Below are 22,207 nucleotides of genomic sequence, written 5' to 3' on the forward strand. Positions count from 1 at the left end.
ACGACGGCGAAGCGCGTCGCTACGCGCTTCGCCGCGCCGCGCGCCATGCGTCGATGAGATCCTTCAGCTCGTCGATATTGACCGGCTTCGTGAGGTGCCGGTCGATGCCGGCCTCTTCGCTGCGGCGCCGGTCGTCGGCGCTGCCCAGGCCGCTGATCGCGACGATGAGCGTGTGCGCGAACCGCGGGTCTTCGCGCAGCGTGCGCGCGACGTCCCAGCCGGCGATGTCGGGCAGCGTGATGTCGAGCAGCACGATCTGCGGCTGGTGCCGATCGGCGAACGCGAGCGCGCTGCGGCCGTCGTAGGCGACGTCGATGTCGAACGCGTACAGGCCCAGCGCGAGGCGCAGCGAATCGGCCGCGTCGGCGTTGTCGTCGACGACCAGCACGCGCATCGTGTCGACGCGCTCGATCGCGCCGCCCGAGGCAGTCTCCCGCGCGTCCGGCGGCAGCGCCGGCAGGCGCACGGTGAAGCGGCTGCCGCGTCCGACCGCTTCGCTGACGGCGCGGATGCGACCGCCGTGCAGTTCGACGAGCTGTCGCGTCAACGCGAGGCCCAGCCCCATGCCGAGCCGGGCGGTCGCGCCGTGCGGGTCGATCTGCGTGAACGGCTCGAAGATGCGTTCGAGCATCGCAGGATCGATGCCGGTGCCGTCGTCGCGCACGCGCACGGCGACGACGTGCCGGTGCGCGCCGCCGTCGAGCGTGCCGGTTTCGTGCGCGACTTCGAGCCAGATATGCCCGCCGCGGTGCGAGAACTTCGCCGCGTTGCCGAGCAGGTTCGACAGGATCTGCTCCAGCCGCATCGCATCGCCGTTTATCCACACCGGGCCGTCGGGCAGCCGCAGCACGAGCTCGACGCCCTGCGCCTCGCGGCCGGCATGCGTCGCCGCCACGGCGTGCCGTATCACGTCCAGGAGGTCGATGCGTTCCTGCCGGAGCCGCACGAGGCCGTGCGTGACGCGGCTGAAGTCGACGAGGTCGTCGACGAGACGCGACATGTTCGCGGTCTGCCGCGCGAGGATCGCGCGCGCGACGCCATGGAGGTCGCCCGCGGGCTCGGGCATCGACAGGACGTGCACCGCGTTCGCGATCGCCGCCAGCGGCGTGCGCAGTTCGTGCGCGAGCACGGCGAGGAAGCGATTCTTGGTGTCGTCGGCTTCGCGCAGTACGGTCTCGGCCTGCTTGAGGTCGTCGATGTCGAACGAGCAGCCGGCGTAACCGAGGAGTTCGCCGATTTCGGTCGTGCGCGGCGTTGCCGCCGATTTCATCCAGCGATACGCGCCGTCGCGCCGCAGCAGGCGAAACTGCGTTTCGAACGCCTCGCGCCGCGCGTAGCATTCGCGGTAGAGCGCCAGATACTGGTCGCGGTCTTCCGGGTGGATGAAGTGCATCCACTCCTCGCGCGACAGCGTCGCGTCGGTCACGCCGATCCATTCGCGGTACGCGCGGTTCGCGTGACGCACTTCATGCAGATCCATCACCCAGATCAGGACCGGCGCGCTGTCGGCGAGCATGATGAAGCGCGCTTCGGTTTCCGCGAGCGCCTGCCGCGTGCGCTTGAGCGCGTCGACGTCGGTCAGCGTCAGCACGACGCTGCCGGTCGCGCCGTCGGTGCCGACGCAGGCCGTCGCGCGCAACACATGCCAGCGCTGCGCGCGATCCTGCACTTCGCATTCGAACGGCTCGGCGGTGTCGACGACGACGCGCAGCGCGGCGCCGAGATCGGGTACGGCGAACGGCAGCGCGACGTCGCCGATCGACCGGCCGGCGTCGGCGGACCCGAGTTCCAGCTGCCGCTGGGCGGCTGCCGACACGCAGCGGATGCGCAGGTGGCGATCGAGAATCAGGATCGGATTGTCGACGACGCGCAGCAGGTCGTCGAGATCGCCGGTCGACGGCGCCGAAAGCGGTTCGGGCGAGTCGGCCGAGTCCGGTTCGACGCGCGACGCCGGCGGCGCGCCGGGACGATCGGATTTCGATGGGCGCGTCATACGGCGGTTCCGACGGCGAAAGCCGCATTGTAGCGTCGATATGCCGCCGCGAACGACAAAGCGTTCGCGGCATTATTGCTCTGTTCGCTCCGCATTCATGCAATAAAAAAACTTATTCAATTATATTTTATGGGAAAAAGTTCAATGATTCCGGGGTTTCGCCTCTAGGCGCCGACATAGGCCGCCAGATGCTTGCCGGTGAGCGTCGAACGGGCCTTGACGAGATCCGCGGGCGTGCCTTCGAAGACGATCTTCCCGCCGTCGTGGCCGGCGCCGGGGCCGAGATCGACGATCCAGTCGGCATGCGCCATCACCGCCTGGTGGTGCTCGATGACGATGACCGACTTGCCCGAATCGACGAGCCGGTCGAGCAGGCCCAGCAGTTGTTCGACATCGGCCAGATGCAGGCCCGTGGTCGGCTCGTCGAGGACGTAGATGCCGCCTTTCTCCGCCATCTGCGTTGCGAGCTTGAGCCGCTGCCGTTCGCCGCCCGAGAGCGTGGTCAGCGGCTGGCCGAGACTGATGTAGCCGAGGCCCACGTCGGCGAGGCGATCGAGTATCGCGTGCGCGGCCGGCGTGCGCGCCTTGCCGTCGCCGAAGAACTGCGCGGCCTCGGCGACCGGCATCGCGAGCACTTCGCTGATGTCGCGCCCGCCGAATTTGTACTTGAGCACCGACGCCTGGAACCGCTTGCCTTCGCATTCCTCGCACGGCGCGGCGACGCTCGCCATCATGGCGAGGTCGGTGTACACGACGCCCGCGCCGTTGCAGGTGGGGCAGGCGCCTTCGGAGTTCGCGCTGAACAGTGCGGGCTTCACCCCGTTGGCTTTCGCGAACGCGTTGCGGATCGGATCGAGCAGTCCGGTATACGTCGCCGGGTTGCTGCGCCGCGAGCCGCGGATCGCGCCCTGGTCGACGGTCACGACGCCGTCGCGGCCGGATACCGAACCGTGGATCAGCGAGCTCTTGCCTGAGCCGGCCACGCCGGTGACGACGACCAGCACGCCGAGCGGAATGTCGACGTCGACGTTGCGCAGGTTGTGCGTCTTCGCGCCGCGAACCTGCAGCTTGCCGGTCGGCTTGCGCACCGATTTTTTCAGCGCCGCGCGGTCGTCGAGATGACGGCCGGTGAGCGTCTTGCTCGCGCGCAGTCCGTCGACGGTGCCCTCGAACACCACCTTGCCGCCGGCCGTGCCGGCACCGGGGCCGAGGTCGACGACGTGATCGGCGATCGCGATCGTCTCGGGCTTGTGCTCGACGACGAGCACGGTGTTGCCCTTGTCGCGCAGCCTGAGCAGCAGGTCGTTCATGCGCGCGATGTCGTGCGGATGCAGGCCGATCGTCGGTTCGTCGAAGACGTAGGTGACGTCCGTGAGCGACGAGCCGAGGTGGCGGATCATCTTGGTGCGCTGCGCCTCGCCGCCGGAAAGCGTGCCCGAGGGGCGGTCGAGCGAGAGGTAGCCCAGGCCGATCTCGACGAACGAATCGAGACTGTGCCGCAGCGCCGCCAGGAGCGGCGCGACGGAGGGTTCTTCGAGGCCGGCCACCCACTGGGCGAGATCGCTGATCTGCATCGCGCAGGCGTCGGCGATGCTGATTTTTCCGATCTTCGACGAACGCGCGCCTTCGGAGAGCCGCGTGCCGCCGCATTCGGGGCACGTCGAAAACGTCACCACGCGTTCGACGAACGCGCGGACGTGCGGTTGCATCGCGTCGACGTCTTTGGACAGGAACGACTTCTGGATCTGCGGAATCAGCCCCGTGTACGTGAGGTTGATGCCGTCGACCTTGATCTTGGTCGGTTCCTTGTGGAGGAGGTCGGCGAGTTCTTTCTTGGTGAACTTGCGAATCGGTTTGTCCGGGTCGAAGAAGCCGCAGCCGCGATAGATGCGGCCGTACCAGCCTTCCATGCTGTAGCCGGGCACCGAAATCGCGCCCTCGTTGAGCGACTTGTTCTCGTCGAAGAGCTGCGCGAGGTCGAAGTCGGTGACCGAGCCCATGCCCTCGCAGCGCGGGCACATGCCGCCGGTGCGGTTGAAGGTTTCCTTGACGGTCCTGGTCTTTTCGCCGCGTTCGACGGTGATCGCGCCGGCCGCCTTGACCGACGGCACGTTGAACGCGTACGCGCTCGGCGGCCCGATGTGCGGCTTGCCGAGCCGGCTGAAAAGAATGCGCAGCATCGCGTTGGCATCGGTCGCGGTGCCGACCGTGGAGCGCGCGTTGCCGCCCATGCGTTCCTGGTCGACGATGATCGCGGTCGTCAGTCCTTCGAGCACGTCGACGTCCGGCCGCGCGAGCGTCGGCATGAAGCCCTGCACGAACGCGCTGTAGGTCTCGTTGATCAGCCGCTGCGATTCGGCCGCGATCGTGTCGAACACGAGCGAGCTCTTGCCCGAACCCGAGACGCCGGTGAACACGGTCAGCCGGCGCTTCGGGATCTCGATGTTCACGTCCTTGAGGTTGTTCTCGCGCGCGCCGTGCACGCGGATCAGGTCGTGGCTGTCGGCATTGTGCGGCGCGGTCGGCGTGCTCTTCTTGGCCTTGCTCATCGTTTCTCCATGCACGGTGCGAAGCGGTCGCGCGTCGCGCGACCGCCGTGGCGTTCGATCGGAAAGCCTACCCGTTCGCGCCTGCGCGTTGCCGGCGCGCGACATACGGCAGCGCGAACAGATACAGGCCGGTCAGCGTCAGGAGCGCGAGCGGCGCGAGCGGCACGTACGACATCCAGACGACGGGCTCCTTCTGCGCCAGCGCGATGAACGTGGCGATGACGCTCAGCGTGAAGAGCACGGACATCCAGCGGTGAAATTGCCGAATCCACTTGTTCCAGGGCATTGCGGGCTCCTTTGACGAGGCGCGACATCAAGGACCCGGCGCAGGCGCCGGGCAGGGACAGCGATGCGGTTGCAGGCAGCTTCGAGCCGGGAATGTCGACGGAAGATTCGTTCAGCGCACCTCGTTGATGCGGATGTGGTTGCCGGCGGGATCGCGAAACGCGCAGTCGCGCACGCCGTACGGCTGGTCGGTGGGCTCCTGCACGACTTCGGCGCCGCTGGCCTGGATCTTGTCGAACGCGTCGTCGAGGTTCTTCGCCGTGAGCACGACCATGGCGTAGGTGCCCTTGGCCATCATTTCGGCGATCGTGCGGCGCTCGTCGTCGGTCACGCCGGGATTGGCGCCGGGCGGATGCAGCACGATCGAGGTGTCGGGCTGGCCGGCGGGTCCGACGGTGATCCAGCGCATGCCCTGGTAACCGACGTCCTTGCGCACTTCGAAGCCGAGCACGTCGCGATAGAACGCGAGCGAGGCTTCGGGGTCGGTGTGCGGAAGAAACGAATGGAGGATGCTGAGCTTCATGGGGTTGCGTCCGTTTGCGTGGCGAAGTCCACGGAGATCAGTCTAGTTGCGGCCCGGCGACCGGCGCTTCTTGATTCCTGATCGGTCGCGTGACCTGTTGCGCCACGCACGGGACGATGCCCGCGGTCGCGTCCGCCTCGCGTTGCCGATAGGCGCTCGGCGGCATGCCGACCAGCTCGGCGAAGCGCGTGCTGAACGTGCCGAGCGACGAGCAGCCGACCGCGAAGCACACGTCGGTGACGCTCATCTCGCCGCAGCGCAGGAGCGCCATCGCGCGCTCGATGCGCCGCGTCATGAGATACGAGTAGGGGGATTCGCCGTACGCGAGCCGGAACTGGCGGCTCAGGTGCCCGGCCGACATGCCCGCGGCGCGGGCGAGCGCCTCGACATCGAGCGGCTGGGCGTATTCGCGGTCGATCCTGTCGCGCACGCGGCGCAGGCGTGCCAGATCGCGCAGGTGCTGCGTGAGGTCGGGTCGGTTGGTCACCCGCGGGATCGTGCCATGCCGCATCGGGGGGCTCAAGCCTGCCGCCGGCTTCCCGCGCGTATTCGTACAACTAGCGCGAATCGGGGGCGGGCCCTGTCGCCGCGGAGAGAAAAAGCGCCAATAATTTTTAGTGTAATTGTCTACCTTGTTCCAGGGTGGTATAAACGTCGGGCGCTGCGGGGCGCCGTTCGGACGGTGGGGATCACCCCCCGTTCGCGCCGGATTCGACGCTCCGGATCCGACGACGGCGCGCACAGGGGCGACCGGCCGACGAGGCCGGTCATGGGGACCGGAGCGCAAGGCTCGACGCCGCAAGCCAAGGGGGAGTGCCGTCTCGCGTTCCGCGCGAACGCGCGGGCAGCCGCGCGCCGATCGCGAACGCCGGCATCGAACGCCGCCGTACCGGACCGCCGCCGGGTCCGAGGGATCGTGGAAGGCGTCAGCGCGCGGATGCCGCGCACGTAGTCCGATCGAATCAACGTCCCACGCCACGACGTATCGCACGTCGCCAGCCATCGAGGTGTCATCATGAGCAAGCGAATCGGATTGGCCGCTCTTCTTCTGTCGATCCTGTCGGGCACGCCGGTTCACGGCGCCGACCCGCCCAAAGAACCTGAGAAGGCCGCCGCGCCGGAAAAAGCCGCCGAGACCGTCAACGGCATTGCGCGCCCGGCGATCGGCAACCCCGTCAGCGAAGCGCAGTTCGTCTGGTATCTGTTCGTCGACGCCGTGCGGCCCGCCGGCGGTTCGCTGACGTTCGAGAACTGGACCGAGCAGTGCCAGCTGAATCCCAAGCTGCTGGGCTGTCCGTCGGCATCGGCCGCCGAAGGCAAGACGCGTACGCCGCACGGCAGCGCGCTCGCCGCGGCGCTGCGCGGCCGGCTCGGCAAGTCCGAGGCGACGCAGGGCGGCATCGAGTGCGGCGCGATGCAGACGAAACCGCTCAACGGCTATCCGCCGCCGACGAACCTGAGTTCGAAACCGGTGTTCTGCGAAGAGGTGTTCGTCAACGCCGACGAAGCGACGTTCATCCGCGGCAACGGCCTGACGACGCTGACCGGCCAGCAGGCGTACGGCGCGAAGAACGGCGGCGCGATCACGTTCCCGTGGACGTCGATCGAGATCAAGGCCGACTGGGTGCCGACGTCGTCGTTCGCCAATCCGACGTTCCAGTGTCCCGATCCGACGAACAAGCTGTACACCGAGACCATCAACGGCACGTGCTACGCGCTCGTCGGCATGCACATCTCGTCGAAGGCGCTGCCGGACTGGGTCTGGGCGACGTTCGAACCGGCGAGCTCGATCACGAACCCGAACCGCTGCGATCCGAAGCTGTACAACGCGTGCTTCGATCCGTGGGGCACGACGTCGAAAGTGCCGTACGGCAAGGGCACGACGGTGCCGCAGAGCCCGCAGCTGCAGCAGCTGATGGCGCAGGCGGGTTTGAACAAGGCATTCAACAACTACTACCTGACCGGCGTGCAGACGCAGTTCGTCAACGCGCAAGGCCAGGCGATTCCGCTCGGCAGCTCGTTCGTCGAGTTCAACGCGGGCGTCAACCCGGGCCAGGCCTCGTGCATCACCTGCCACAAGTACGCCTATCTCGGCGGCACGCTGCAGCAGCCGGAGCAGAACTTCGGCGGTCCGCCGGCGGGCTGGCCGGCGGTCGGCTACGCGTGCAACAAGAACCAGCAGGGCAACTGTACGCCGGTGATACCGAACTCGGTGTCGCAGGATTTCTCGTGGATTCTCGGGTTGATGCCGGTGAAGTAGGGTGAATCGCCGCGGCGACCGGCGCGATGCCCGTGCCGGTCGTTGCGAGTCGTACCGGCGCGGTTACGCGGACGGCGCCAGCGTATCGCGCAGCCAGCTTTCCCAGCGCGGCTTGATCGAAGCGGCGGTCGCGTCGGCATGGTCGCCGTACAGGAACAGGCACACGCTGGCATTCGTGCGATCGGCCATGCCGTAGGTGCCGATCAGTGCGACGCCGGGCGAGGGCGCGTCCAGGCGCATGACGAGCAGGCGCTGCTTGCCGTCCTGGCGCACGTGTTCGACGACGCCGGCCAGACCCGGCGTGTCCGCCGGCGCGGCGCGGCGGTCACCGACGTTCGCACCCTCAAGGTGCAGCGCGTTCGTCAGGCGTTGCCACACGGCCGGCTGGTCCGCCGGCACGCCGGTCATCGCCATGAACGCGGCGGCCTTGCGGCCCGCGTAGTGCGTCAGGTACAGGCGCAGCACTTCGAAGAAGCCCGGCCAGCCGCCCTCGAAACCTTCGACCTGGTCGTCCCACGCGTCGGAGGACGTGAACAGCGAATGCACCATGCGCACGACGCAACGGCCGCCCGAGCGCGCGACGATCGTGATTTCGGTCGCGACCGGCGGCGCGCCGGCGCTCCATTCGCGTTCGATGTAGCCGAAGCGCTCGGGCGGCTGCCACGTCGTGACTTCGCCGACGGAGACGCCGTAGGGCCCGAGGTCGAAGCGCAGCGTGCCGCCGACGCGCTCTTCGATGTCGGCGGGCGTGAACCAGGCGGTGTAGCCGGGGCCGGTGGCCAAGGCGCGCCATACCTCCTCGGGTGTGCCGGGCACGACGAGGTCCATTTCGACCCAGCGTTTTCCGGATTCGTCGTGTTTGATCGGCATGCGGGTTCTCCTGCGAGGCGTCGTGATGTCCGGTGGCAGTCTCGTATTGACAGATTATTTTGTCAATGCGGCCGACGAAACTGTCCTGGCGTTCGAGTTCAAAAAATTCTTCATTAAAATTAAATGGATAGGTTAAGTAGTTAAAGTCTTCTGTCGCTTGGCAGCGCATGGGCCGCGACGCGGCCCGGTGATAGGCCGGATGGCCGCGACGCGCTTGCGAGGACGAGATTCGCCGCAGGCGCAGGCGTGGACCTGCGAGCAAGCGCGCGAACGTGGACACTCAAGAAAAGCCCCGTGGACGCGAACGTGGACACCCAAAAGCCAACGTGGGACGCGAACGTGGACACCCAAAAGCCAGCGTGGGAGGCGAACGTGGACACCCAAAACCCAACGTGGACACCCAAAAGCCAGAAAAGCCCCGCGCTCGGAACCCCCAGAAACCCGGACACCCGAAGTACACAGCCGAGTAATACATGCCGACCGCGACGCCAGCGCCGCAATGCCCGGATACCCTCCCGCCGCCGACGCTCGAGCAGCAGGACGCCACGCCACACGGCGCCGCCCATCTCGCCGAAACGGCGCTGTGGCGCTACGGCCTGCGTTATCTGCACGACCTCGCGGCGTATGACGAGGCGATCGTCGCCGTCTCGTTCAATGCCGCGCCGCCGCAGGACGGGCCGGCTGCGGACGACCTGCCGCCACGCATCGACGATCGCTATCGCGTGCGGCTCGTCCGGAGCGACGACGGCGAACGCATCGAAGCGTTGCGGTTGACGCGCGAGCAGCCGGCGTCGGGGCCGGCGGATCGCTGGCCGACCATCGACCGGCGCGCGCCCGACGGCGACATCGTCGATCTCGGCAACGGTTCGGGCGACGGTATCGAGCGCACATACGCGTTCGATCCGCCGGTGTCATTGGATTACTGGCTCAACATCGGCCTGACGTGGAACGGCCTCAACGTCGGCGGCGTTCAGTGCGCTCGTGCGTCGTTGACCGCCGTGCGCCGCGAGCGCGGTGACGACGGGGTCGACGTCGAACGTCGTTCGGCGACGGCCGAAGCGGCAGGCGTCATCGCGCCGCTGAACCGCTGGCCGCAGCGCATCGACATCACCGACCTCGGCGCAACCGTCGACGCCGCGCTCGATGCGGCTTTGACCGTCTTGTTCGGCGCGTATCGCGACGCGCTGCGCGCGACGATCGGCGCGGCTTACGGCTATCGACTCGGCGCGCCGCCCGATGCGGGCGACGCACCGGCGGTATCGGTGCCGGTCGGCCTGTACCCGAACCTGCCGCCGACCGCGACGACGGCCGTGCAGATCGGCGCGGCGCTCGCCGCATGGAAAGCCGCGACCGACCCACCGTCGACCGGCGCCGAGTGGGCGTTCTCGCTCGTGCTGCATTCGTCGTTCGACGCGCGCACGCCGCTGCTCGATCTCGCCGGACTGGTCTACCGGATCGGCTGAGGTCGAACGGCCCGTCGCGCGCCGTGGCGCGACGGGCGGTTCCATCGGCTCGCCTCAGCCCTCGAACCCGCTCGCGAAAATGCCGACCGGATCGGTGTCGCTCGCACTGTTGTTCGCGGGCTGCACTTCGGTCTGGCTCGCGGCCGGCGCGACGAACGCTTGCAGCGTCACCGGCGATTCGGGCTGGGACAGCACCGTCATCGTGAACGCGAACGTCACGGTCACGCCGACCGGCACGTTGACGAATTGCTCCATCGCGCCGGTGCCGGCGGCGACCGCGCATGGCGTCGCGTCGCTGCGGCTGCAGGTCCAGACGAACGCGATGACGTTGCCCGGTTGCGCGACCGACACCCGCGCCTGATTCGCCGTGTCGGGACCGAGATTGCGCACGTCGACCGCGTACGTCGTCTCGCTGCCGCCGACGATGAACGAGCGGCCGTTGCTGACGCCGATCGCGAGATCCACGCCGGACGCCACCGTGATCGTGAACGTCCGCGCGGCCGAGGTATCGTTGCCGCCGTCGCCCGTGCCGCCGTTGTCGCGCGCACGCACGCCGATCGTTGCCGTGCCGCCGCGGCCGGTGAGCGTGTAGGAAAGGTTGCCGCTCGCGTCGATGCCGACGGTGCTCACGATGTCGTTCGGATCGCTGTCGACCGTGGTCGCGAACGCGTCGATCGACTGCCCGGCTTCGTCGGCCGGCCCCGTCGACACGCCGCCGGCGAATCCCGCGACCGACTGCGCACCGCTCGTCGCGGCGGCGTGCGTGAGGTTCGCGCCGAGCGTGAAGCTCGGCGGATCGTTCACCGGGCGCACCTGAATCTCGACGCTGCCGGTCGCGCTTTCGGCGCCGTCGCCGGCCGTGTACGCGAACGTCGCCGTGCCGTTGGCGTCGGCCGGCGGCGTGTAGTCGAACGAGCCGTCGGCGTGCAGCACGACCGTGCCGCCGATGCCGCCCGCGGCGAACGTGCCCGGCACGACGGCGAGCGTGTCGCCGTCGGCGTCGTCGTCGTTCGCGAGCACGCCGGCCGCCGAGGCGACCGTCAGGCTGCCGTCTTCGGCGAGCGAATAGCTGTCGGCCGTCGTCGTCGCAACGCGGTTCACGCGATGCGCCACGCTCGCGCCGACGGCGAGAAAGTTCGCGTCGCCCGCGTAGCTCGCGGCGATCGTGCGAGCCCCGGCCGTCGTCAGCGTCAGCGCGCAGTGCGTCGCGGGCGGTGCGATCGTGCAGCTGTCCACGCCGTCGCCGACCGTGATGTCGCCGGTGGTCGTGCCCGCGCCGGGCGCCACGATGCCGAAGTCGACGCTCGCATCGAACGCCTCGCCGGGGCGCGACAGGCCCGGCGTCGCCACGGTCAGTCGCGTCGTCGCTTTGTTCACGACGTGCGTCGTCGCGTTCGCGCTGCTCGCGAACAGCGCCGGCGCGTCGGACGAGAACGTCGCGGTCACCGTCTTGCCGCCGGCCGTCGCGTTCGCGAGCGTGCAGGCGCCGTCGCCGTTCGCGAGCGCGATGCCGCAGCTGTGGCCGTCGCCGTCGCTCACGAGCACGCTGCCGGCCGGAAAGCCGACCTTGCCGCGCACCGACACGTTCACCGCGTACGGCTCGCCGGTCACGCTCGGGGCGATGCCGATCCTCGGCGACGTGGCCTGCACGCCGTCGACGATGAACAAGGTGGTGCGGCGATCGTTGCCCGTGCTGCCTTGCGAATAGCCTTCGGTGCCCGCGACCACGACGACGCCGTCGTTGCGCACCGCGACCGCGCCGGCCTCGTCGGTGAGGGTGCCGGGCGGACCGTTGAAGAGCTGCGTCCACAGCTGGGTTCCGGCGTCGTCGTACTTCACCACGCCGTAGTCGAATCCGTCGAAGCCGGTCGCGCGGCCGGCCGAGACGACGCCGCCGGTCGGATCGAGCGCGACCGCATAGGCGATGTTCGATCCGGTGATGCCCGAGTAAGGCAGATAGTTGCGCAGCCACTGCTGCGTTCCGGCGGCGTCGAACTTGGCCGTCGTGAGGCCGTTGCCCGGATTCCAGGCTGCGCCTGCGAGGTAGACGTTGCCCTGGCCGTCGCGCACGAGGGCGCTGCCGTAGTTGTTGTGCGGCCCCGTCACGGTCGCCGTCCATTGCTGGACGCCGGTCGCGCGATCGTAGCCGACGGTGATCGCGTCGTAGTGGTCGCCGGTGTTCGAGATGCCCGTGACGACGACGCTGTCGCCGTTCACGACGACGGCGTTGGCCTGGTCGCCGTGCCTGCCGTTGCCGTAGCGCGACGCCCATTGCTGCACGCCGGATGCGTCGTATTTGACGGTGGCGTAGTCGTTGCGGCCGCCCGCACCCTTCGATCCGCCGGTGACGTAGACGTTGCCGTCGGGGTCGAGGGCAAGGGCCAGCACTTCGTCCTGCAGTCCGTCCGGGCCGTTGTAGCGCGCGGTCCACAGCTCGTTGCCGTCGGTGTCGTATTTCACCGTGCCGTAGTCGAACTGATCGATGCCCGCGCCGCCCGCCTGCGAGCGGCCGGTGACGTACACGTTGCCGGCGGCGTCGACCGCCATCGCGCGCGGCTGCTGGTACACGCCGCCCGGGAACGAATAGCGCCGCAGCCACTGCTGCGTGCCGGCGCTGTCGTACTTGATCGTGACGAACTGGACGTAGTTGGTGCCGGTCACGTAGACGTTGCCGGCCGCGTCCACACCGACGCCGTAGGGGAATTGACCGGGATTTTCGGTTTCGGGCGGCTGCATCGCGTTCCAGGCCACCGAGCCGTCGGGCGCGTATTTGGTGGTGCGATAGCGCCAGTCCGTGCCGTTCCAGCGCGAGCCGACGACGTAGGTATTGCCGGCGGCATCGACCGCGAGCGTATGCCGGCCGCGGTCGGCGACGCCGTCGGCAAGGCGTTCCGGCGCACCGGGGTCGCCGCTGCGGGCGGTGACGACGATGGCGGGAGCGGCGAGCGCGGACGTGCCGAAGAGGACGGCTGCGATGCAGCCGGCGAGGGCGAGAATCTTCATAGGAGGCCTGTGCGAGTCAGGACGGCTCAATCGCCCCGCGCGGTTGCCGGCGTCCTGTCGTTGCTAGCGCGGTTGCGGGGCGCCGGCTATCGCGGGCGGGCGGCCGGCGTGTTTTCATCGTTTCGAGCGAAATCTCGTATGGTACAAGTGTAAAATGAGGCATGCGCCGGTCGTTTGCGAGAGCCCGCCATGTTCGGTCCGCGAGCGGCGCCACGTTCAGTCGCCCAACGGGGTCCGTCACGAGAGAGTCGTCATGTCGCGTCTTGTCGCCTGCGCCGCGCTGTCGTTGTTGCCCGCCGGTGCCGCGTTGGCCGAGTACGCGCTCGGGCCGACCGGCAATACGATCCTGAAGAATCCGATCGCCGGCGCGAGTCAGTTCGGCTACGGCACGACCACCGGCGACGTCGACGGCGACGGCACCGACGACCTGATCGTTTCGCCGAACGGCGGCAACGCGCTGCGCATCCTGCGCGGCCAGGCCTGGGACGTCGGTACGACCGGCACTCCGATCAAGTTTTTCGGATCGACGTTCGAGCCCGGCGTCAGCTTTCGCGCGAACACGCCGATCACCGGCGACTTCGACGGCGACGGCCGCGACGAGATCGCGTTCGGCAATCCGTCGTACAGCGCGTCGTTTCCGTCCGGCGGTCGTGCCTATGTCGCGCGCCGCGACAACGCCGGCGTCTGGGACGTCGTCACGACGATCCAGCAGGGCAATAACGGCTACCCCGGCGTGCACGAGGCCGGCGACAGCTTCGGCAACGCGCTCGCCAGCGGCGATTTCGACAACGACGGCTACGACGATCTCGCGATCGGCGCGCTCGGCGAGGCCGTCGGCACGGTCGACGAGGCCGGCGCGGTGATGATCGAATACGGCACGGCCGCCGGCATCACGTCGGCGCGCGGCACGCTCGTCACGCGCAACAGCGACGGACTCACGTTCGATCCGCTCGAAGGCGACCGCTTCGGCTACGCGCTCGCGAGCGGCGATTTCGACGCGGACGGCTACGACGATCTGGCGATCGGCGCGACCGGCGCGCGCTGCCCCGACGGCACGACGAAGAGCGGCGCGGTCATCGTCATGTACGGCAGCGCGAGCGGCATCGTGACGACGCGCTCGCGCATCTTCCGGCCCGGCGTCGGCGCAATGCTCGGCACGTGCACGGGCGGAACGCTGTTCGGCATCGATCTGCAAGCCGCGCCGTTCGACAGCGGGCTGACGTCGGATCTGGCGATCGGCACCTACGCCGATGCGGTGCACGTCGTCTACGCGGGCGACACCGGCGGTCTTGCGACCGCCGGCAACCAGCGCTTCACCCCGGCCGACGTGCCGGGCGCGTCGACGGGCGGGCGCTTCGGCTCGAAGCTCGCGTCGGGCCGTCTGCGCCGCACCACGACCGGCCTCATCTTCGGCCGCACGAGCCTCGTCGTCGGCGCGCCGGGCGAAGCGGCGAACGGGCTCGACGAGTCCGGTTCGGTCGCGATCTTCCATGCGAACGCCGGCGGGTTGACCGCGAGCGGCGTCGAACGCTGGACGCGCAGCGCGCAGCGCAACATCGGCGCGCCGGCGATCGACGATCGCTACGGCAGCGCGCTGACCACCGGCGACTACAACGACGACGGCGCCCCGGACCTCGCGATCGGCGTGCCGTACTACGACGACGGCGCCACGGCGGACGACGGCGCGGTCGAAGTGCTGTACGGCAGCGAGTTCATTTTTCGCGACGGCTTCGAACCGTAGCGCCGCCGCTGCCGGCGGCGTCAGATATCGAGGATTTCGCCCTTCGCGACGATCGGTCCCGCCGGCGCCGCATGCGGAACGCCTTGCCGGTCTTCGAGCGTGACCGCCAGCACCGCGCCCGCGGCGAGCCGCGCGCGCAGCGCCTCGGCAATGTCGACCGTATGCGCCTTGCGGTCGGACACGGCGCCGAGCGAAATAGGCGCGCCGCCGGAGGGAATGATCCACAATTCGCAAATGCGCTCGCCCGGGCTGACCGTACCCGGCACCGGCACCACGAACACCTTGCCCTGCGTCGCATCGACGGTGACGAGCCACGCGGCGCGGCCGTCGTCGTGCGCAAGCGTCGTGACCGGCCGCGCCGCCGCGGTTTCGGTCGGCGGTACGACGGCCGGGCGCAGCAGCACGACCGCGAGCGCGACGCCCGCCGCGACGGCCGTCGCGCAGCGCCATAGCAGCAGGCTGCCCCACAGCGGCGCTCGCGCGCGTTGCGGCGGCGCCTCCCAGCCCAGATCGCGGCGGATGCGCGGCCACAGCGCGGCGCTCGGCGCAACGGGTTCGACGCGCACGAGCCACGGCGCGAAACGCTGATCCCAGCCGTCGACCAGGCGCGCGAACGCCGGATCGGTTTCGGCACGCGCGGCGGCGCGGCGGCGCTCGTCCGGTTCGAGGAGGCCGAGCATCAGCTCGGCTGCGAGCAGGTCGTCGCCGGGGGGCGAGCGATCGGAGGTGTCGATGTCGTCGGTCGGCGAGTTCATTGTTCGAGACACGCTCGCAGTTGCAGGAGGCTGCGCCGGATCCAGCTTTTGACGGTGCCGAGCGGCGATCCGCAGCGCGCGGCGAGTTCCGAGTACGTCGCGCCTTCGACGAACGCGGCGCGGATCAGGCGCTGCCGCTGCGGCTCGAGCTGGCTCATGCAGCCGTCGAGACGGGCGGCCGATTGCGCGTCGTCCGGCGACGGCGCCGCGCGGCCTTCGTCGGCGGCATGCTGCTCGATGACGTCGAGCGCGACCCACGTCGCCGACGATCCCGCGCCGCGCCGGCGATCGATCGCGCGATGCCGGGCGATCGAACCGAGCCAGGTGATCGCCGTCGCGCGAGAGCGGTCGAACTGCGCGGCCTTGTGCCAGATGGCGACGTAGGCCTCCTGCAGCGCGTCCTCGGCCTCGGCGCGGTCGCGCAGCACCGACAGGCAGATGCCGAAGAGCAGCGCGCTCGTTTCCCGGTACAACGCCTGGAACGCGTCGCGGTCGCCGGCGGCGACGCGGGACAGCAGCAGTTCCGGGCCGCGTGCGTCGACGACCGGCTGCGGAGCGTTCGTTTGCGTCATGCGTCGTCCTTTCGCTGCGTGTACAAGGATAGTAGTCAACACGGCCCCCGTTCGGATAGCCGGATCGTTACGCACCTTACGTCGGCAGTATGCGCCGCGGATGCACGCGCGCACCCTCGAACGCAAAGAGCGCCTCGCGGCGCTCCGGCTACCCCATGTTCGGGGCGCCTACTCGAATCCGTCGCCGAACAGTCCGCGAGGGTCCGGCCCGTCGCTCGCGGTGTCGTTGGACGCGTCGGTGTCGCGCCACGCGACCGGCACGGTCACCGTCACGCTCTCGCTCAGCGGCGTTTCCGGCAGTGGCGGGGCATGCACGGTCAGCGTGATGCGGATGCTCGCGCCGGCCGGGATGTCGGCGAAGAGGTCGATCGCGCCGCTGCCGCTCGCGGGGCACTGCGCGCCACCGGTCGCGCTGCAGGTCCAGTGCGGCGATTCGACGTCGGCGCCGAGCGCGTCGGCGACGTGCGCGCCGACGACGCCGTTCGCGCCGAGATTGCTCACGTCGATCGTATAGACGACGTCGCTGCCGCCTTGCACGTAGCCGGTGCCGTTGTCGACGCCGACCGCGAGATCGACGGTCGGTCGCGGCGGCACCGCGACGCCGTTCGACGCCGCGCCGGTGCCGACCGCGTTGATCGCGCTGACGCTGCAGTCGTACGCCGTATCCTCGTCGAGGCCGGTCACGACGATCGGCGACTGCATGCCGGTCGCTTCGAGCGCGCCGGGACCGCATGCCGCGACGTAGCCGCTGACGGCGTCGCCGCCGTCGTCGGCCGGCGCGTCGAACGCGAGGCTCACGCCGCCGACGCCACGGGTCGCCGACACGAGCGTCGGCGCGCCCGGTACGGTCATCGGCGTGACCGATGCCGACGGCGCGGAAGCCGGACCGGTACCGATGACGCTGATCGCGCTCACCGTGCACGTCACCGGCGTGCCGTTCGACAGGCCCGTCACGAGGATCGTCGGCACCGAACCGTGCACGCTCGCGCTGCCGCACGTCGCGACATAGCCCGAAATCGCCGCGCCGCCGTCGCTCCCCGGCGGCGTAAAGCTCACTTCGACGCTCGCGTTGCCGGCGACGACGCCGGTGATCGCCGGCGCGCCGGGCAGGTTGGCCGGTGTCACGGCGGCCGGCGCGGACGGCGCGCCGTTGCCGCGCGCGTTCGTCGCGTAGACGGTGCACGCGACGGTGACGCCGTTCGCGAGCATGTCGACGACGATCGGCGACGCGCCGCCGACGCGCGTCTGCGTGCCGCACGTCGCGGTGTACGCGCTGATCGGCTGGCCGCCGTCCGAAAACGGCGCGATGAACGACACGGTGGCCCTGTTGACGCCCGGTGCCGCGGAGACGCCGGTGGGGATGCCGGGCGGCGTATACGGCGACACGTAGTTGCCGACCGAGCCGGAATAGACCGCCGTCGGTATCGTCGCGAGCACGACGTTGGCGAGGCCGTCGACGATGCTGATCGTTCCGGGCGTCACCGGGTCGCCCGCGTTCAGGACGTACACCGTGCGGCCGTCCGGATGCACGCTCACGCCGAACGGGCGGTGACCGACCGGCAGGTTGTTGAGCACGATCCCGCCGGTGGTGTCGACGATCGACAGCGTGTCCGATGCGCTGTTGGCGACGTACAGGCGCGCGCCGTCGCCGGCGAGCGCCACGCCGACCGGCGAGTTGCCGACGTTCCAGCGCGTGATCACCGTGTTCGTCGCGGTGTCGATCACGCTGACGTTCGCACCGGAGAAGTTCGACACGAACGCGCGCGTGCCGTCGGCGCTGAACACCGCGGCCCAGGGACTGGTGCCGGCGTTCGCGATCGTCGCGACGATCGTGTCGGTCGCGGTGTCGATCACGGCGATCGCATTGCTGCCGCCGATCGTGACGTAGGCGCGCGTGCCCTGCGGGTTGACCGCGACGCCGCCGAGCGCGGTGCCGACGGGGATCGTCTTGACGACCGTGTTGGTCGTCAGGTCGATGACCGTGACGTCGGCGCTCGCGTAGTTCGCGACGTAGGCGCGCGTGCCGTCGGGCTTGATCGCGATGCCGTACGGATTCTGGCCGACGCCGAGCGTCGCGACGACGGTGTGGCCCCCGGTCTCGACGATGCTGACGGTGTTGCTGCCGCTGTTGCCGACGAGCATGCGCGAGCCGTCGGCGCTGATCGCGATCGGAAACGGGCGCGCGCCGACCGGCACGGTCGCCACGAGCTGCCGCGTGACCGTATCGAACACCGATACGTCGCCGGTGTAGTAGTTGCCCGTGTAGACGAACGGCGCCGCGGACGCCGGCGACGCGGCGATGCCGAGCACGGCGGCGCAGAACGCGCGCGGCAGGCGATGCAGTGGGGAGTGGCGCATACGTGGACCCTCGACGATGGATGGCGTCCGCGCGCATCCGGGGTCGGCCGGACGCCGCGCGCAGGGCGCCTGATTCGTCTATCGGTTTTTCGGCGGCGCGACTGTCAGTTCGCGGTCCGGTTTCGCGCGACATGGGCGCGACGCGGGAAACGAACCGGGTGACGACGGTCGAGCGCATCGGCGCAGGCCGGTGAACCCGACCGGCGCCGCCGCCCGATAGCTCTATGCGGCTGCCGGCGTCAACTGCAAGAGTTGACAGCTGTCTCGTCGCGGTCGCGACCGATAAAAGTCCACCATTACAATTTGCGCGATGCCTCGCGCGGCCCCGATTCCGCAACACGCGGAGCGGCAGTCGCGCCGTCGCACCGGGCATCGAACCGTCCGCCCCCGACGAGGATCCCACCGTGACAGCCAAGACCTATTCCATCTTCGGTGCCGGCGCCGCCGGTCTGTACACCGCATGGCGCCTGCTCGACGGCGAGGCGAAGAATGCCGCCGGCCGCAGGAAGCTCCTCGGCAAGGGCGACACGCTGGAGCTGTACGACTGGGGCCAGTACGACTTTTCCAAGCGCCATCCCGGCACGCGCGCGGCCGGCGCGCGCGTGTGCACGTGGCACTACGAGAACGATCCGAAGAATTCGTATCTCGAACTCGGCGGCATGCGCTATTCCGAGTGGGACGGCACGCCCGAAGGGCAGGGGCACCGGCTCGTCACGACGGTGATCGGAAAACTCGGGCTCGACAAGGACTCGGTACCGTTCAACGAATCCACCAATCCGCTTTTCTTCCTGCGCGCGAAGAACCTGTTCCTGAACGACATCTCGTCGTCGAATCCCGCGCCGTACGACGTCGACCACTACGGCGCCGCGGCGCAGCCCGACAACGGCTTCGCGGTCGTGGAAAACCTCGCGGTCACCAGTACGAGCGGTCCTCAGACGCGACGGCAGTGGTGCCAGTTCTTCCAGGACGGACGCATCGCCGCCGATACCGGCGACACGTCGGTGTTCCAGAAAGGCGACCGCCTGAGCGACATCGGCTACTGGAACCTGATGTTCGACCAGCTCGGCGGCGAGGGCTTCAACTACACGGCCGACGGCAACGGCTACACGTCGAACGTGATCAACTGGAACGCCGCGGTGGCGATGAACGCGAACAACGAGTTCACGCCGGGCAACGAATATCGCACGCTGACGCACGGCTATTCGAGCATGTTCAACGCATTGTTCGACGCGATCGAAAAGCTCGCGAAGACGAAGGGCGTGCGCCTCGTCTACCAGCCGAACACGCGACTGCATTCGATCCTGCAGATCGAAGGAAAAGTGCACTACACGCTCGCCACGCGCGCGCAGCCGAACAAGGCCAGCGACCGGCGCACGACCGACGCGGCGTGGATGGCGATGCCGCCCGCGGCGCTCGACCTCGTCGCGCAGGCCACGCGCTACGTCGAGCACGCGGGCCTCGACGTGCTCAATCATGAAAAAGTGCAGTTGTTCCTCGAATCGGCCGTGCTGCAGCCCTCGTACAAGGTCGGCATGTTCTTCGACGAGCCGTGGTGGCTCACGCAGGCGACGTACGCCCCGCAGATCACCGGCTACGAAATCACCGACGACGTGTTGAAGACGCTCGCGAAGGACAAATTCCCGCCCGCGTGGATCAAACGGATCAAGGACAGCAAGAAGGTCATGGAACAGCCGTTCGCCAGCGCGCCGTCGTTCGTGCAGGCAGTCGAGCAGTGCGTCGAGGAGCGGCTGAGCGTGGTGCGGGAGCGGCAGCTGCTCAAGGCCGCGGAGCGCAACACCATCGGCCCGAGCGTGACCGACCTGCCGATACGCCAGGTCGTGTACTTCGGTCACAACGCGCCCGACCCGAAGGCGAAGAAGGTCTACGGCATCCTCGCGAGCTACGACGACGAGACGTTCACGAGCTTCTGGCACGAACTGGAGATCGGCGTCGACGGCGAGCGCCGCGTACCGGATTCGGCAAATCTGCAGACGCTGGTCGGCCCGCGCAAGGCGCCGCAGGTGATGGTGAAGATGCTGCGCAAGCAGCTGGCCGCGGTGCATTTCGGCCCGCAGTCGGACTACACCGCGGTGCCCGAACCGCTCGAAACGGCGTACATGGACTGGTCGCTGCCGCCGTTCAACGCGGGCTACCACGCATGGGCCGCGCACTACAACGTGTGCGAGGTGCAGCAGAAGATCCGCAAGCCGTCGCAGCTGATCGACGGCGCGGACGCGAACATCTTCATCGTCGGCGAAGCGTTCTCGAACGACCAGGCGTGGGTGGAAGGCGCGTACTGCACGGCCGAATCGGTGCTCGACGACTTCTTCGACATGAAACCGATCATCGACGACAAGGACTATCCGTTCATTTGCCCGTGTTAGCCGGCCGCAAGAGCGCTTCGGTGCCGCAGTGACTTCCGTCACTTACTGGTGTTGTAGTTCACCAGCACACTAAAGCTCCCAACGAGAGGAGCGGCACATGAAGACGAAATGGTTGTCCCTGGCCCTGACGGCGGCGCTCGCGGCCGGTTCGGCGTCGGCCGTACCGGCACAGGGCGTGCCGTCGAACCCGAACGCGGCCAGCGCCGTCGGCGCGCCGGACCCTGCCGCCGAAATCGGCCAGCTGGCGCGCTTGTTCCGTGCCGGCGACCTGGCCGGCCTCGCGCAGGCGCTGACGCCGCGCTCGAAGTGGGAGACGGCGCGCGCGGCGTTCGAGGTCAAGCGCCGCAAGCCGACGACGGAAAGCGAGCGCGCGCGTTTCGCCGAGAAGATCAACGAACTGACGTCGCCCGACGCCGTCGACCGGATGATGGCGAAGATCGAGCCGGAGCTGGGCAAGGCCCGCCCGCAGCTGCCGGGCATGCTGCTGATGGCGTTCGGCGGAATACAGGTGGCGTTGAAGTCGCCCGACAGCAAACTGACCGACGCGCAGCGCAAGGCGATCGAAAGCGCGCTGCCGGGGTTCCAGCGCTGGGCGACGAGTACCGACTTCCTCAGCAGCGAATCGATGCGCAGCGCGCTGACGCGGCTCACGGAAGCGGCTCGCGGCACCGGCATCACCGATATCGACCAGCTCAAGTCGCTGCCGCTCGAAGGCGTGCTGGAACGCGCGAGCCCGATGCTCGCGGCGGCCAAGGACGCGGCGCGCACGTACGGCATCGACCTCGACGCGATCGCCGATTCGCTCAAGGTCGACGTGCTCGACCGGAACGGCGACAAGGCCCGCGTGCGTACGACGGTCACCGTGTTCGGCGCCCCGGTGTGGGCCGAATACGACCTCGTGCTGGTCGAGGGGCACTGGTACGGCGAGCATGTCGTCGCGGAATTGCGCGGCATGCACGACCTGGACGACCTGGACGGCTGAGGCGTCACGGCGCTGCGCCACTCGGCGCCGGTCGGTGGACCGGCGCCGAAGTGTCGATTCGGGACACCCACGAAACAAACCGCGATTCGGGACACCCAAAAAACGTAGCCCGATTGGGGACACCCAAAAACCGGGAGATCCGATTCCGGGACATACACGAACCCAAGGCAATTCGGGACACCCACGATTCGGGCGCGCCCCCGAATCGCGCAGCGACACTGTGATTCTGGACACCCAAGATTCGACCAGGTGGCCGGGCCGATTCTGGACACCCAAGATTCGACCCGGCCGATTCTGGACACCCGATCGATTCTGGACACCCAAGATTTCGATGCGGCCGTTCAAGGACACCTGCGGCCGATTCTGGATACCCACGATTCCGGCCGATTCTGGACACCCAAGATTCGGCTGATTCAGGCCGATTCTGGACACCCAAGATTCGCGGCCGATCGATTCTGGACACCCAAGA

15 protein-coding genes are annotated in these 22,207 nt (G+C 68.7%); 5 read left to right on the forward strand and 10 right to left on the reverse strand.

All coding sequences use genetic code 11. The features are described 5' to 3' along the window. Positions 1-19 precede the first annotated feature (19 nt). The 5 genes from OD750_RS26565 to OD750_RS26585 form a co-directional block, all read right to left on the reverse strand. Complete coding sequence (locus tag OD750_RS26565; RefSeq protein ID WP_263542608.1) at positions 20-1,993, reverse strand: PAS domain-containing hybrid sensor histidine kinase/response regulator; 1,974 nt, start codon at positions 1,991-1,993, stop codon at positions 20-22. Between the two features lie 164 nt (positions 1,994-2,157). After that, positions 2,158-3,081, reverse strand: coding sequence for an ATP-binding cassette domain-containing protein (locus tag OD750_RS27565; protein WP_425508270.1), 924 nt, complete (start codon positions 3,079-3,081; stop codon positions 2,158-2,160). Positions 3,082-4,609: 1,528 nt separating this feature from the next. Continuing rightward, positions 4,610-4,828 carry a hypothetical protein gene (locus OD750_RS26575; protein WP_263542606.1) on the reverse strand — a complete coding sequence of 73 codons (219 nt, stop codon included), beginning with the start codon at positions 4,826-4,828 and terminating at the stop codon, positions 4,610-4,612. A gap of 111 nt (positions 4,829-4,939) precedes the next feature. Continuing rightward, on the reverse strand, positions 4,940-5,350 hold the full coding sequence (locus OD750_RS26580) for a VOC family protein (protein WP_263542605.1): 411 nt from the start codon (positions 5,348-5,350) through the stop codon (positions 4,940-4,942). Between the two features lie 37 nt (positions 5,351-5,387). After that, a complete protein-coding gene (locus OD750_RS26585) occupies positions 5,388-5,837 on the reverse strand; it encodes a helix-turn-helix transcriptional regulator (RefSeq protein WP_263542604.1) in 450 nt (149 codons plus the stop codon). 528 nt (positions 5,838-6,365) lie between these two features. Here OD750_RS26585 and OD750_RS26590 point away from each other — a divergent pair. Continuing rightward, positions 6,366-7,610, forward strand: a complete 1,245-nt coding sequence (locus OD750_RS26590; protein ID WP_263542603.1) for a hypothetical protein — start codon at positions 6,366-6,368, stop codon at positions 7,608-7,610. A 63-nt stretch (positions 7,611-7,673) separates the two neighbouring features. On the opposite strand, the gene OD750_RS26595 is transcribed toward OD750_RS26590, so the two are convergent. Beyond that, the gene (locus tag OD750_RS26595; RefSeq protein WP_263542602.1) at positions 7,674-8,480 is read right to left on the reverse strand and encodes an SRPBCC family protein; all 807 of its coding nucleotides are present in this window, start codon (positions 8,478-8,480) and stop codon (positions 7,674-7,676) included. 473 nt (positions 8,481-8,953) lie between these two features. Here OD750_RS26595 and OD750_RS26600 point away from each other — a divergent pair, with 473 nt between their 5' ends. Further along, a complete protein-coding gene (locus tag OD750_RS26600) occupies positions 8,954-9,943 on the forward strand; it encodes a hypothetical protein (RefSeq protein WP_263542601.1) in 990 nt (329 codons plus the stop codon). 54 nt (positions 9,944-9,997) lie between these two features. Here the strand turns inward: OD750_RS26600 and OD750_RS26605 are convergent, their stop codons facing one another. Further along, complete coding sequence (locus tag OD750_RS26605; protein ID WP_263542600.1) at positions 9,998-12,946, reverse strand: cadherin-like domain-containing protein; 2,949 nt, start codon at positions 12,944-12,946, stop codon at positions 9,998-10,000. A 253-nt stretch (positions 12,947-13,199) separates the two neighbouring features. Here OD750_RS26605 and OD750_RS26610 point away from each other — a divergent pair, with 253 nt between their 5' ends. Then, positions 13,200-14,687 carry an FG-GAP-like repeat-containing protein gene (locus OD750_RS26610; protein ID WP_263542599.1) on the forward strand — a complete coding sequence of 496 codons (1,488 nt, stop codon included), beginning with the start codon at positions 13,200-13,202 and terminating at the stop codon, positions 14,685-14,687. Positions 14,688-14,707: 20 nt separating this feature from the next. Here OD750_RS26610 and OD750_RS26615 read toward each other — a convergent pair whose 3' ends face one another. The 3 genes from OD750_RS26615 to OD750_RS26625 all read right to left on the reverse strand — a co-directional run bounded on the left by OD750_RS26615 (position 14,708) and on the right by OD750_RS26625 (position 18,372). Continuing rightward, a complete protein-coding gene (locus tag OD750_RS26615; RefSeq protein ID WP_263542598.1) occupies positions 14,708-15,442 on the reverse strand; it encodes an anti-sigma factor in 735 nt (244 codons plus the stop codon). Continuing rightward, positions 15,439-16,014: a sigma-70 family RNA polymerase sigma factor gene (locus OD750_RS26620; protein ID WP_263542597.1), complete on the reverse strand. Its 576-nt coding sequence runs from the start codon at positions 16,012-16,014 to the stop codon at positions 15,439-15,441. The genes OD750_RS26615 and OD750_RS26620 overlap by 4 nt, the downstream gene beginning before the upstream one ends. Positions 16,015-16,182: 168 nt before the next feature. After that, complete coding sequence (locus OD750_RS26625) at positions 16,183-18,372, reverse strand: hypothetical protein (RefSeq protein WP_263542596.1); 2,190 nt, start codon at positions 18,370-18,372, stop codon at positions 16,183-16,185. A 404-nt stretch (positions 18,373-18,776) separates the two neighbouring features. Here OD750_RS26625 and OD750_RS26630 point away from each other — a divergent pair, with 404 nt between their 5' ends. Both OD750_RS26630 and OD750_RS26635 read left to right on the forward strand, forming a co-directional pair. After that, positions 18,777-20,756 carry an FAD-dependent oxidoreductase gene (locus OD750_RS26630; RefSeq protein WP_263542595.1) on the forward strand — a complete coding sequence of 660 codons (1,980 nt, stop codon included), beginning with the start codon at positions 18,777-18,779 and terminating at the stop codon, positions 20,754-20,756. Between the two features lie 97 nt (positions 20,757-20,853). Then, a complete protein-coding gene (locus tag OD750_RS26635) occupies positions 20,854-21,738 on the forward strand; it encodes a hypothetical protein (protein ID WP_263542594.1) in 885 nt (294 codons plus the stop codon). Positions 21,739-22,207 lie beyond the last annotated feature (469 nt).

The sequence above is a fragment of the Tahibacter soli genome (genome assembly GCF_025717065.2).
Taxonomy (GTDB): Bacteria; Pseudomonadota; Gammaproteobacteria; order Xanthomonadales; family Rhodanobacteraceae; genus Tahibacter; species Tahibacter soli.

Coding starts and splice junctions, on each gene's coding strand:
- OD750_RS26590 (WP_263542603.1), top strand. CDS start 6,366: ATGAGCAAGCGAATCGGATTGGCCGCTCTTCTTCTGTCGATCCTGTCG.
- OD750_RS26600 (WP_263542601.1), top strand. CDS start 8,954: ATGCCGACCGCGACGCCAGCGCCGCAATGCCCGGATACCCTCCCGCCG.
- OD750_RS26625 (WP_263542596.1), bottom strand. CDS start 18,372: ATGCGCCACTCCCCACTGCATCGCCTGCCGCGCGCGTTCTGCGCCGCC.
- OD750_RS26580 (WP_263542605.1), bottom strand. CDS start 5,350: ATGAAGCTCAGCATCCTCCATTCGTTTCTTCCGCACACCGACCCCGAA.
- OD750_RS26575 (WP_263542606.1), bottom strand. CDS start 4,828: ATGCCCTGGAACAAGTGGATTCGGCAATTTCACCGCTGGATGTCCGTG.
- OD750_RS26615 (WP_263542598.1), bottom strand. CDS start 15,442: ATGAACTCGCCGACCGACGACATCGACACCTCCGATCGCTCGCCCCCC.
- OD750_RS26565 (WP_263542608.1), bottom strand. CDS start 1,993: ATGACGCGCCCATCGAAATCCGATCGTCCCGGCGCGCCGCCGGCGTCG.
- OD750_RS26595 (WP_263542602.1), bottom strand. CDS start 8,480: ATGCCGATCAAACACGACGAATCCGGAAAACGCTGGGTCGAAATGGAC.
- OD750_RS26610 (WP_263542599.1), top strand. CDS start 13,200: ATGTCGCGTCTTGTCGCCTGCGCCGCGCTGTCGTTGTTGCCCGCCGGT.
- OD750_RS26635 (WP_263542594.1), top strand. CDS start 20,854: ATGAAGACGAAATGGTTGTCCCTGGCCCTGACGGCGGCGCTCGCGGCC.
- OD750_RS26605 (WP_263542600.1), bottom strand. CDS start 12,946: ATGAAGATTCTCGCCCTCGCCGGCTGCATCGCAGCCGTCCTCTTCGGC.
- OD750_RS26620 (WP_263542597.1), bottom strand. CDS start 16,014: ATGACGCAAACGAACGCTCCGCAGCCGGTCGTCGACGCACGCGGCCCG.